14 protein-coding genes are annotated in these 9,884 nt (G+C 71.3%); 9 read left to right on the top strand and 5 right to left on the bottom strand.

The features are described from left to right. The first annotated feature begins 12 nt into the window (after nt 1-12). The 7 genes from HZS54_RS00895 (at nt 13) to HZS54_RS00865 (ending at nt 4,781) form a co-directional block, all read left to right on the top strand. The gene (locus tag HZS54_RS00895) at nt 13-1,272 is read left to right on the top strand and encodes a PGF-CTERM-anchored ABC transporter substrate-binding protein (protein ID WP_179920098.1); all 1,260 of its coding nucleotides are present in this window, start codon (nt 13-15) and stop codon (nt 1,270-1,272) included. Nucleotides 1,273-1,663: 391 nt separating this feature from the next. Beyond that, a complete protein-coding gene (gene srp19 / locus HZS54_RS00890; protein ID WP_179909883.1) occupies nt 1,664-1,942 on the top strand; it encodes a signal recognition particle subunit SRP19 in 279 nt (92 codons plus the stop codon). 19 nt (nt 1,943-1,961) lie between these two features. Then, nucleotides 1,962-2,189: an H/ACA ribonucleoprotein complex subunit GAR1 gene (locus HZS54_RS00885; protein ID WP_179920097.1), complete on the top strand. Its 228-nt coding sequence runs from the start codon at nt 1,962-1,964 to the stop codon at nt 2,187-2,189. Nucleotides 2,190-2,256: 67 nt separating this feature from the next. Continuing rightward, nucleotides 2,257-3,162, top strand: a complete 906-nt coding sequence (locus HZS54_RS00880; protein WP_179920096.1) for a phosphatase PAP2 family protein — start codon at nt 2,257-2,259, stop codon at nt 3,160-3,162. A 41-nt stretch (nt 3,163-3,203) separates the two neighbouring features. Continuing rightward, nucleotides 3,204-4,283 carry a presenilin family intramembrane aspartyl protease PSH gene (locus HZS54_RS00875; protein WP_179920095.1) on the top strand — a complete coding sequence of 360 codons (1,080 nt, stop codon included), beginning with the start codon at nt 3,204-3,206 and terminating at the stop codon, nt 4,281-4,283. Between the two features lie 158 nt (nt 4,284-4,441). Continuing rightward, nucleotides 4,442-4,612, top strand: a complete 171-nt coding sequence (locus tag HZS54_RS00870) for a hypothetical protein (protein ID WP_179920094.1) — start codon at nt 4,442-4,444, stop codon at nt 4,610-4,612. Between the two features lie 13 nt (nt 4,613-4,625). Then, complete coding sequence (locus HZS54_RS00865; protein WP_179920093.1) at nt 4,626-4,781, top strand: hypothetical protein; 156 nt, start codon at nt 4,626-4,628, stop codon at nt 4,779-4,781. 22 nt (nt 4,782-4,803) lie between these two features. On the opposite strand, the gene HZS54_RS00860 is transcribed toward HZS54_RS00865, so the two are convergent. Both HZS54_RS00860 and HZS54_RS00855 read right to left on the bottom strand, forming a co-directional pair. Further along, nucleotides 4,804-5,805, bottom strand: a complete 1,002-nt coding sequence (locus HZS54_RS00860; RefSeq protein ID WP_179920092.1) for an ornithine cyclodeaminase family protein — start codon at nt 5,803-5,805, stop codon at nt 4,804-4,806. Between the two features lie 112 nt (nt 5,806-5,917). Further along, complete coding sequence (locus tag HZS54_RS00855) at nt 5,918-6,139, bottom strand: DUF8015 family protein (protein WP_179920091.1); 222 nt, start codon at nt 6,137-6,139, stop codon at nt 5,918-5,920. A gap of 442 nt (nt 6,140-6,581) precedes the next feature. Between HZS54_RS00855 and HZS54_RS00850 the strand changes: the two genes are divergently transcribed. Beyond that, nucleotides 6,582-6,752 carry a DUF7331 family protein gene (locus HZS54_RS00850; protein WP_179920090.1) on the top strand — a complete coding sequence of 57 codons (171 nt, stop codon included), beginning with the start codon at nt 6,582-6,584 and terminating at the stop codon, nt 6,750-6,752. A 205-nt stretch (nt 6,753-6,957) separates the two neighbouring features. Here the strand turns inward: HZS54_RS00850 and HZS54_RS00845 are convergent, their stop codons facing one another. Further along, nucleotides 6,958-7,389: a DUF3054 domain-containing protein gene (locus HZS54_RS00845; RefSeq protein ID WP_179920089.1), complete on the bottom strand. Its 432-nt coding sequence runs from the start codon at nt 7,387-7,389 to the stop codon at nt 6,958-6,960. Between the two features lie 27 nt (nt 7,390-7,416). Beyond that, nucleotides 7,417-8,073 carry a class I SAM-dependent methyltransferase gene (locus tag HZS54_RS00840; protein ID WP_246391745.1) on the bottom strand — a complete coding sequence of 219 codons (657 nt, stop codon included), beginning with the start codon at nt 8,071-8,073 and terminating at the stop codon, nt 7,417-7,419. A gap of 132 nt (nt 8,074-8,205) precedes the next feature. Here HZS54_RS00840 and HZS54_RS00835 point away from each other — a divergent pair, with 132 nt between their 5' ends. Then, nucleotides 8,206-8,838 (top strand): GNAT family N-acetyltransferase, encoded by a 633-nt coding sequence (locus HZS54_RS00835; RefSeq protein ID WP_179920088.1) that lies wholly within the window; start codon nt 8,206-8,208, stop codon nt 8,836-8,838. Between the two features lie 23 nt (nt 8,839-8,861). On the opposite strand, the gene HZS54_RS00830 is transcribed toward HZS54_RS00835, so the two are convergent. After that, nucleotides 8,862-9,824, bottom strand: a complete 963-nt coding sequence (locus HZS54_RS00830) for a DUF8054 domain-containing protein (RefSeq protein ID WP_179920087.1) — start codon at nt 9,822-9,824, stop codon at nt 8,862-8,864. Between the last annotated feature and the right edge of the window lie 60 nt (nt 9,825-9,884).

Raw genomic sequence — 9,884 nt, 5'->3', positions numbered from 1 at the left:
GCCACAGACGCCATGAGAGACGCGACGGCGGTCGTCGGTGCGGCGCTGCTGGTGTTCGCTGCGGTGGGTGCGGTGCCCGCCGCGGCCGGCGCCGGCGCGGCGACGGGTGCGTCGGGTGCGGCGAGCGCGAGTGCGCTCGCGGACACGCACTGCACGTATCCGATGACCGTCACCGACGCGACGGGAACGGAGGTACAGATCGACGAGAACCCCGACCGGCTCGCCGCGCTGGCTCCCAGCGCGGCCCAGATCCTCTGGAGCATCGGCGCGGACGAGGAGACGGTCGCGATGCCCCAGGACTACTATCTGAGCTATCTGAACGGGACCGAGGGCAAGACCGACGTAGTCAACGACGACGGGTCGATCATCACCGAGGCGGTCGTCGGCGCGAACCCGGACCTGGTGCTCGCGCCCAACGTCGTCCCCAACGAGACCGTCCAGGCGCTGCGAAACAGCGGTCTGACGGTCTACAAGTTCGAGGCGGCGTCGGACCTCGAAGACGTGTCCACCAAGATCGAGCTGTACGGCCAGCTGACCGGTAACTACGACCGGGCCGGACAGGTCAGCGCGCGGATGCAGGGCCAGGTGCAGGCGATCCGCGACGCCGTGAGCGGTGAGGACAACCCCCGCGTGTTCTTCCACCTCGGCGGCGGCTGGACCGCCGGCGAGGACACGTTCGTCGGCCAGATCGTCGCCGCGGCGGGCGGCGACAACATCGCCGCCGGCGAGATCAACACGTCCAACGGGTACGGCTCGCTCAGCAACGAGATCGTCACCCAGAAAGACCCCGAGTGGATCGTCCAGAACGGCCAGTACGGCTCGGTCCCGAAAACCCCGACGTTCAACGAGACGACCGCGGTTCAGGAGGGTAACGTCGTCCGGGTCAACCGGAACTTCATGACCCAGAACGGCCCGAAGAACGTCGAGGCGCTGAAGACGATCGCCCAGGCGCTCCACCCCGAGGCCTACGAGGCCATCGACTTCTCGGCCGTGGAGACGCCCCAGCCCGCGACGTGTTCGACGCCGACGCCGACCGCGACGGCGACCGACTCGGGCGGTGACGCGACCGAGACGGCCGGGATGGACGGCGACGGGACCGTGACGGCGACGATGATGGACGCCGACGGAACCGCGACCCCGACCGCCGAGTCCGAGGACGGCGCGGCATCGCCCGCGGGGACGACCACCAGCGGCGACGGCCCCGGCTTCGGTGCGGCGACGGCGCTCGTCGCGCTGCTGGCGGGCGCGCTCGTCGCTCGACGTCGTCGGTAACGCTTCGAGACGGCTTCTGATTTTTCGACGGGGTGCGCGGTGACGAGACGAAGAATACGGTGCGGCCAGCGAGCGATCCACCGTGACCGAAGACAGCGTGAAAGCCCCGCCCGTGCCGGCTGGTGGGTCAGTCTGTGCGGGCGGGAATGAAAGGGGCGACGCGTTCGACGAACCCCGGCGACGTAAGCACCGCAGGCGAGCGAAGCGAGCCGAGGAGCACAGCGAGCCGCGGGAGTCGAACGCGTCGGGGCTTTCACGCCGTTCGCGGTTACAGGATCGTCGCTGTTCGCGGTCACCGTCGCGACAGCCGTCCGATCGACCCCACCAGACACACGCACTCGCGAGCGCCGACCGGAAAGACCCTTACGTAGCCGGGTGCTCACCGTCGGGTATGGTCGAGAACGTCATCTGGCCGGCGGCGCTCGACGCCTCCTGCACGCGCAGCGAGGGGCGTCGGGTGGCGTCGGATCTCGCGGTCCCGGAGCCGACGGTCGACGAGATCGCACAGGCCGTCCAGCAGGTGGGCTACGACGCCGTCATCGAGCGCGAGAAGACCTATCCCCGCGAGTACGAGCCGCGCGGGCGCGTCCTCGTCAAGGACGCCGACGACGCGAGCAAGACCGACCTGCTGGGGGCCGTCGCGGCCTACCTCGGCGTCATCCGGGAGTGACCGCGGTGGAGGGATCGCGGTGAGACGCGTCGGCGAGGTCGTCCGGATCGCCCAGCACCTCGCGGTCGTCCGCGCGCCCGACGCCGACCACGTCGACATCGGCACGCCCGTCGTCGACGAGGACCTCGACGACCTCGGGCGGGTCGTCGACGTGTTCGGCCCGGTCGAGCGGCCGTATCTCGCGGTCACGACCGGCGACGACGTGCATCTCCCGGGGCTGGTCGGGTCGGCGCTGTACGCGCGGTAGCGGTGCGGTCGGCACCTGACTCCGAAGCCCGTCGGCTTACACGCCCTCGGACCCAACGGGGGGCCGGATGCAGCTGTTTCCCAACGGACGCGGCGTCGGCGTCACGGACGCGCTCCACGGGCTGGCGGAGTGGCCGGTCGTCCTGCTGTTCGGGCTGGTCACCCAGCTCGGCGACGGCTGGTTCCTGTTCGTCCTCGGCGGCGCGCTGTTCGTCGCCGGCGAGGAGTTCCCCGTCCTGGGGATCGACCGCCGGCGGGCGCTGTTCGTCTTCGGCCTCGCGCTGACGTACGTCGCCGTCATCGGCGCGCTCAAGGGCTACTTCGGACTCGGCCGGCCGCCGGGCGCGACCGAACCGCCCGAACTGGCGTGGTTTCCGGCGGCGCTGTCGGTGCTGCTGGAGAGCGTCACCACCGCCGAGGGCCCGGGGTTCCCGAGCGGCCACGCGCTCGGGACGACGATGGTCTGGGGCGGGCTGGCGCTGGTCGTCGACTGGGGGACGGCCCGTCAGCGGCTCGGCGTCGCCGCCGCGGTGATCGGGCTCGTCTCGCTCTCGCGGCTCGTCCTCGGCGTCCACTACCTCGTCGACGTGGTCGTCGGGACCGCGGTCGGCGCGGCCCTGCTCGGTGCGCTCTACCGGGCCTCCGAGGCGGGGACCGACCCCGGGCGCGTCCTGGGAGTCGCGGTCGGGGTCGGCGTCCTCGGGCTGTTCAACGGGTTCACCTTCGACAGCGTGGCGGCGATCGGCGGCGCCCTCGGCGGCTGGCTCGTCTGGCGGGGCGTCGCCGACTCGACGCCCGCCCACCCGACGGACCGCGGGGAGGTCCTCGCCGGGTTCGCCGTCCTCGCGGGCGCTGGGATCCTGTTCGCCGTGATCGAAGCGTTCGAGCCGCCGCTGGCGCTGGCGTTCGTCGGGACGGCGGTCGCCGTGGGGGGCGCCGTCGGCGCGCCGCTGCTGGGCGAGCGCGCGGTGTGAGATTGCGTAACCCTCAAACGCGTCGTGGCCGAGGTATCGGCATGGACCAGCGGTCGCGCGCGTACGTCGCTTCGGGGGCCATCGTCGGTATCTTCCTGCTCGTCCAGCTCGGCGCGCTCGCGCTGGTCGGCCCGTTCCAGTCGGCGGGCTACCAGGCCACCGCCGACCCCCAGGACCCGACGAACAGCCTCGTCTACGTCGCCTTCATCCTCGTGATGACCGGCGTGATGCTGGCGATCATCCGCTTCGACGTGGACTGGCTGCTCCGGCTCCTCCTCGTCGGGACCGGCGCCTACGTCGGCCTGTTCGTCTTCCGCGTGCTCGTCCCGCCCGTCCTGACGATACCCGTCGGTGGATTCTCGCTCAACGCGATCGCCTGGGCCGGGGGGCTCCTCCTGGGGGTCGCGCTGTGGGTCCACCCGGAGTGGTACGTCATCGACGCCGCGGGGATCGTGATGGGCGCCGGGGCGGCCGGCCTGTTCGGCATCAGTTTCGGCGTCCTCCCGGCGCTCGTCCTGTTGACCGTCCTCGCGGTCTACGACGCCATCAGCGTCTACGGTACCGAACACATGCTGACGCTGGCCTCCGGCGTCATGGAACTCAAGGTGCCGATCGTCCTCGTCGTCCCGCTGTCGCTGTCGTACTCCTATCTCGACGCCGGGACGCCCGCCGCCGTCGACGACGGGGACGACGAGCAGCGAGCGGTCGACGGCGACGAGCGCGGTGCGGACGCGACGGCCGCTGCCAACGGCGGTGCCGCCGACCGCCCCGAAACGGACACGGACGCCGAGGGCGACGACCTCGAACTCGACCGCGAGGCGCTGTTCATCGGCCTGGGTGACGCCGTCATCCCGACGATCCTGGTCGCGAGCGCGGCCTTCTTCGCGCCGGAGGGCGTCCCGGCCGTCGACCTGCTGGGGATCCCCGCGAGCCTCCCGGCGGTCACCGCGATGGTCGGGACGACCGCCGGACTGGTCGTCCTGCTGTGGATGGTCCTCAAGGGCCGCGCCCACGCCGGGCTCCCCCTGCTCAACGGCGGCACCATCGCCGGGTACCTCCTCGGCGCCGTCGCCAGCGGGCTCTCGCTCGCCCAGGCGACCGGGATCGCTCCCTATCTGTGATGACAACCGTTCGTCTTCGAACGGTCGGTTCTTTCAGATAGAACGGATCGATATCGATGGTGATGGCGGATCTCTGGAACGGATATACAGAATATTAGGACGTTCGGTGACGTATGCCCACAACGTTTTAGGGGGTGTGCGAGTGGATGACAGATACGATGAGCAAGAGCGAACCGTCGACCCCGGCGGGGCCGGAGCGGTCGGCCACGCCGCGGCTCAGTTTCCGCGCCGGGAGCGACCGCGGGTGCCCCCACTGCGGGGACGTGGCGCTGGCGTTCGACCCGAGCGCGGACCGCGCCCGCTGTCGGAGCTGCGGCGAGGCGGCCTGACCGGAGACCGACCATGAGTATCGGCGACAGACTGCGCGACCGGATCGGTGACCGGCTGACAGCCCGGGGCGGCCACGGGACACCGGGGTCGCGTGGCTACTGCGGGCTCTCGTTCGACCGACGGCGCGACTGTCCGGCCTGCGGGACCGCGGTCGAAGACGGCGACTGATACCGTTCGGCCCTCGCGGCCCCTACTCCTCGAACGCCCGGCTCGCGGGCAGGAACTCGATCTCTCGACCGAGTCCGGTGTCGACGGCCCGCTCGTAGAGCATGTGGGCGGCAGCGACCGTCTCGATGGCGGTGCCGCCGCTGTCGAACAGCGTCACCTCGTCGTCGCGAGTCCGGCCGGGCTCGACGCCGGCGACGACCTCGCCGAGTTCCGCGTGGACGTGGTCGTCGCCGATCGCGCCCTCCTCGCGAGCGAGCAGGAAGGCGCCGGCGTCGCGCTCGACGCGTTCGCGCAGGTCCGGGACGTACGTCGCCCGGGCGACCGTCTCGCCGTCGACTTCGCGTTTCTCCGGGTCGTACTGGCCCATGCAGGTGATGTGGGCGCCGTCGGCCAGGTCCGCGCCGTCGAACACGGGCTCGGCGGCGGTCGTGGCGGTGATCACCACGTCGGCGTCGGTGACCGCCTCGGCGCTCGAATCGACGGCCCGAACCGCGGGATCGAGTTCTTCGTCCATCGCCTCGGCGAACGACTCCCGGCTCTGGCGGGTCGGCGAGAAGACGCGGACGGTGTCGAACTCGCGGACGGTGACGGCCGCGCGGAGCTGGCCGCGGGCCTGCGAGCCGCTGCCGATCACCGCGAGGCCGGTCGCGTCCTCGCGGGCGAGGGCGTCGATGCCGACCGCGCCGGTCGCGCCCGTCTTGAAGGGGTTGAGGCTCGCGCCGTCGAAGACGGCCAGCGGCGCGCCGGTGTCGGCGTCGAAGAGGGGAAGGACGAAGTGGGCGTCGCCGGAGCCGAAGCCGCCGGTGTACATGTAGCCGCCCATCGCGCCCGTCTCGGGGAGCATCGCCGTGTAGCCGGTGAGCATCCCCGGCGGGTCGCCGCCGGTGAGTCGCGTGCGCGGGCGAGCCGGCGCGCCCTCGCCGCGCTCGCGGTACCCCTCGCGGACCGCGTCGACGTATTCTCCGGGCGTCGCGAGTCCGCGCACGTCGTCGCTGGTCAGGAACAGCGTCCCGTCGTCCGTCATATCGCCCGATAGGACCAGCGACGGCTTAGGGGTGGTGGGAACGCGAAGACGGTGAGAGCGGAGCGAGTCGAGAAGAAGCGAAGAAGACGGGGAGAAGGGGGGTCCAAACGGCTCAGTCGGCGGCCTGGAAGCCGCCGTCGTCGGTCGCGGCCGAGCGCGGGGTCGAGTCGACGGGGCCGTTGACGAACATCGCGTGACCGATGAGGCCGACGGCCACGACGGACGCGACCGGGATGGCCGTCGTGAGCGCGAAGCCGAAGGCGGTGAGCAGAGTCGTGATTCCACCGAGCGCGAGCGGGATGAGGCCGAGAACGAGGTCGTAGTATCCAGTCATAATCTATCGTAAACTACGGAGTAGTAATACATAAGCGTTCCTCGAAATGCGTGGATACCATTCTATATTACCACTGTATATTTGCTCCGTCGCCACGAGATAACTAATCCAAAATATTTCAGTAACTTATGAAGCGATATCGGCGGTGCGCGCCCCACGAGAACCGCGAGATCCACGAGAACCGCGAGATCGGCGACCGGGCGTCTGCGAATGCCGGCCGTCGGTACCGCGCGCCCCGCACATCCGTTATCACGATCGAAATCGGGGGCGCCCGGAAAAGGTCCGGTGAATCGACCATCTCGGCGGACAATACGTCTTGCATGCGTCGTAGCGTCCCTGAAACGCTCGTTATCCTATGTGATACTCTGGCACATGTGCTTATGGTGGGGCATCGGCAAAGTGAGGGTGGAGGGAGAGTCGGCGTGCGCCGACTCACGATACAATGACGCCAGACGCAACGGACGACCCCGACGGACGGACCGAATCGGACGAGGAGCGGCGACGCTACGCCGAGCTCAACATCGGCGACGAGGAGTTCGTCATCTACGACCGCGAGAACCACGAGGCGTGGCTCCAGTCGACAGTCGCCGTTCCGGTCGAGGAGTCGCAGTGACGACGGATCCCGACGGGGCCGCCCCCGGCGCGGGCGTCTCCCTCCGGTATCGCGAGGCAAACTGACCCCCCACATCCACCCCACCGCTGCGAGCCACCCCCTGCGTTTACCACCCCTGTGCGGTACTGCCGGGCGCGGCCGTCCGCCGCGCCGCTTTCTCTCTTCGTTCCCTCAGTGACACTGTACGCGCCCAGTGGCGAGGCGGTCAGCCGTCCGACGCGAGGACGCTCACCGCGACGCGCCACGGGACCAGCAGCGCGAGCGTGACGAGGACCGAGACGACGAAGAAGGTGACCGCGGCACCGCCCGGGACGACCGCGGTCGCCCGGAGCGCCTGCGCGATCAGCGCCGCGCCGACCCAGGCGGGCACCGTCCGCGCGACCGCTCGTTTCGCGGAGCCGTAGGCGTCGGCCGCGTAGAGCCCGCCGAGCAGGGCCGTGACCGCCCAGCCCGCGGCGAACGTGAGGATCACGGCCGCGACGCGGCCCGGGTTCGCCGCCGGGTCGATGCTCTCGTGACCGACCGTCACGCCCAGCAGGACGAACGCGGCGATACAGGCCAGATCCCCGAGCGCCACCAGCGCGGTGAACGGCGCGGGCTCGACGCGACGGCCCAGCGCCGTGCGGACGGATGTCATCACTCGAAGGCTGGGGGCGCCGCCCCTTCACTGGTTCGATGGGACGGCAGGATCGCGGTCGGCGTCGGTCGTCCCGCCGGTGCCCTCGCCCGCCGTGCCCGCTTCGCCCGCCCTCGCGGGCTTGACGCCCGCGACCGTGTAGCCGAACCCGCGGTCGGGGACCGACGCGCGGAACCCGCCGGCGGCCACGCGGTCGGCCAGCGCGTCGGCGGCGAGAAAACGCGAGTCGAAGCCGACGAGGTGTTCGGCCGCGACCAGCCCCCGACCCCGGAGCGTCGTCGGGTCGAACTCCCGGACCACGAGCGCGCCACCGGGTCGAAGCGCGCGGTACGCCGCGGCGACGACGCCGTCGGCGTCGGCCATGTGGTGCAGCGCGTCGACCACGAGCACCGCGTCGACCGACTCGTCGGCGACCGGGAGCCGGGCGGCGTCGCCCTGCACGGTTTCCAGACCGTGGCCTCGCGCCTCCCGGAGCATCCCCCGGGCCGCGTCGACGACGACCGGTCGCGACACGTCGAGCGCGCGCGAGGCCCGGCCGGTCCCGCCGCCCACGTCCAGCAGGCGCTCGACCGGCCGCTCGGCCAGGTCGAGCCCCGCTTCCAGCGTCTCGGGGTCGGCCGCGTACATCGCCCGGTCGTACAGCCGCGCGAACCGGTGGAAGACGCCCACGTCGCCGAGTGCCATGCCGTCGACTACGGCTTTCCCCGGGATAACGGTGGTCGCGGCAGGTACCGTGGCGGTCGGCGGGAACGACGGTTCCCGACCGGCTTCCGTCCATCGCGTCCTACAAGAGGCCGCGTCCGGTAGCCACGGCCGATGGAGCACGTCCTGCTGGGGTGGCCCGAGGCGGGGCCGACGCTGACGCTTGACTGGCGGACGTTCAGCTACGCCGGCAAGTTTGTGATGTCGAACACCGGGAAGGCACTCGTCCGAACGGGCGAGGCGGCGGGACCACCGGTGACCGACGGCGGCGAGGCGGCCGCCGACGTGGTCGCCGCCGCGGCGTTCAACGAGGACCGCACCGACGCGGCGACCTGCTGGATCCGCTATATCACCGTCCGCGAGGACCGCCGCGGCGAGGGGATCGGCCCCGACCTGGCGGCGTTCGTCGCCGCCCGCGCCGCCGACCGGGGCTACGACCGCGCCCGCATCGCCGTCAACAACCCCTTCGCCTACCAGGCGCTGTACCGCGCCGGATTCGCCTTCACCGGCGAGGAGACCGGCGTCGCCGAACTCGTCCTCGACCGGCCGCTTGGCGAGGGGGGCGACGCGGCCGGCGCGGGGCAGTCCGCCGGCGATCGCACGCGCGAGACGTACCAGACCGGGCTCGACGTGTACCGCGAGCGCACCGAGTCCGACGAGGGGCCGGACCTCTCGGCGGACGAGCGTGAATTCCTGGCGGCGAAGGAGGGGGTAGACCCGCCCGAACCCGTCGATCCGCCGGTCTGACGCCCCGGACTCACCCGATCGCGTCAGGCGGCGACTTCCTCGTCGTCGACGGGCGACTCGAAGACGCGGGCGCCGCAGTCGTCGCAGGTGACCGCTGCGACGGTGCGACTGGTACAGCACGACTCGACGGTCTCGGTGCCGAACGACACCGGACTACCGCAGTCGGGGCAGGTCTCGAGGAAGATGCGCAGGCCGTTGCAGACCTGCCCGCGGTCCCGGGCCGACAGTCCTCCCCAGCCGGACAGCCGCTCGCCGAGCAGTTTCGCCCCCGCGAGGTCGGCGTGGAACGCCGCCTCCGACTCCCAGGAGCCGACCCGCCGGCCGTCGACGCTGACCGCGAAGGAGTTGCCCAGCTCCTTCGTCGTCACCTCGCCGTCGTCCAGGCCGAACCGTTCGAGCCAGGGGCCCAGGTCGTCGCCGGCCTGGATAGCGTCGATCTCGTCGCGCCACGCTCGCTCGAAGTCGTCGGTCAGGCAGCGGTCGTCGCCGCGACACGGCTCGATCGCGCCGGCGCGTTCGAGCAGCGCCTCCGGGTCGACCGGTTCCCCCTCGGCTCGGTCCCCGTTCCCGGCGCTCGCGGCCGCCCCGGTGTCCCCCTCGGCGGCGCCGTCGCCGACTTCCTCGGTCGCGCCGCTCGCGTTCGCGTCCGTCCCCGCGTCGCCGTCGACGCCCGCCGCGATCCCCTCGGGCGACCCGTCCGGCGTCTTCCCGAACGCCGCGAGGACGGGGGCAGGGAGGTACCGTTTCGTCAGCGTCGGCGTCCCGGGGACGAGGTACCCCCGCAGCCAGATCGTCAGCAGGGAGACGGCGAGGACGGCCGTCGCGACGCCGGCGGCCGCCGTCGAGTAGCCGGCGGCGACGAGCCAGGCCCCCAGCAGCGTCGCTCCCACCGACGCGATCCCGACGTTGAGTACTGTACACGGCAGACAGCGGTTCTCGCCCGTGTACTCCGGGCGGCGCAGCCGCGTCACGAGTGACCCCAGCATACCTCCCCGTTCACGCCCGACCGAATTGAATGTGACGGCCGGCTGAAAACACGTTCGTGG

The sequence above is a fragment of the Halosimplex pelagicum genome, from assembly GCF_013415905.1.
GTDB lineage: Archaea > Halobacteriota > Halobacteria > Halobacteriales > Haloarculaceae > Halosimplex > Halosimplex pelagicum.
This window is presented reverse-complemented; position numbering and strand designations above follow the sequence as displayed.

Coding starts and splice junctions, on each gene's coding strand:
- HZS54_RS00875 (WP_179920095.1), top strand. CDS start 3,204: ATGGACCAGCGGTCGCGCGCGTACGTCGCTTCGGGGGCCATCGTCGGT.
- HZS54_RS00840 (WP_246391745.1), bottom strand. CDS start 8,073: ATGGCACTCGGCGACGTGGGCGTCTTCCACCGGTTCGCGCGGCTGTAC.
- HZS54_RS00860 (WP_179920092.1), bottom strand. CDS start 5,805: ATGACGGACGACGGGACGCTGTTCCTGACCAGCGACGACGTGCGCGGA.
- HZS54_RS00850 (WP_179920090.1), top strand. CDS start 6,582: ATGACGCCAGACGCAACGGACGACCCCGACGGACGGACCGAATCGGAC.
- HZS54_RS00880 (WP_179920096.1), top strand. CDS start 2,257: ATGCAGCTGTTTCCCAACGGACGCGGCGTCGGCGTCACGGACGCGCTC.
- HZS54_RS00895 (WP_179920098.1), top strand. CDS start 13: ATGAGAGACGCGACGGCGGTCGTCGGTGCGGCGCTGCTGGTGTTCGCT.
- srp19 (WP_179909883.1), top strand. CDS start 1,664: ATGGTCGAGAACGTCATCTGGCCGGCGGCGCTCGACGCCTCCTGCACG.
- HZS54_RS00865 (WP_179920093.1), top strand. CDS start 4,626: ATGAGTATCGGCGACAGACTGCGCGACCGGATCGGTGACCGGCTGACA.
- HZS54_RS00845 (WP_179920089.1), bottom strand. CDS start 7,389: ATGACATCCGTCCGCACGGCGCTGGGCCGTCGCGTCGAGCCCGCGCCG.
- HZS54_RS00835 (WP_179920088.1), top strand. CDS start 8,206: ATGGAGCACGTCCTGCTGGGGTGGCCCGAGGCGGGGCCGACGCTGACG.
- HZS54_RS00855 (WP_179920091.1), bottom strand. CDS start 6,139: ATGACTGGATACTACGACCTCGTTCTCGGCCTCATCCCGCTCGCGCTC.
- HZS54_RS00830 (WP_179920087.1), bottom strand. CDS start 9,824: ATGCTGGGGTCACTCGTGACGCGGCTGCGCCGCCCGGAGTACACGGGC.
- HZS54_RS00870 (WP_179920094.1), top strand. CDS start 4,442: ATGAGCAAGAGCGAACCGTCGACCCCGGCGGGGCCGGAGCGGTCGGCC.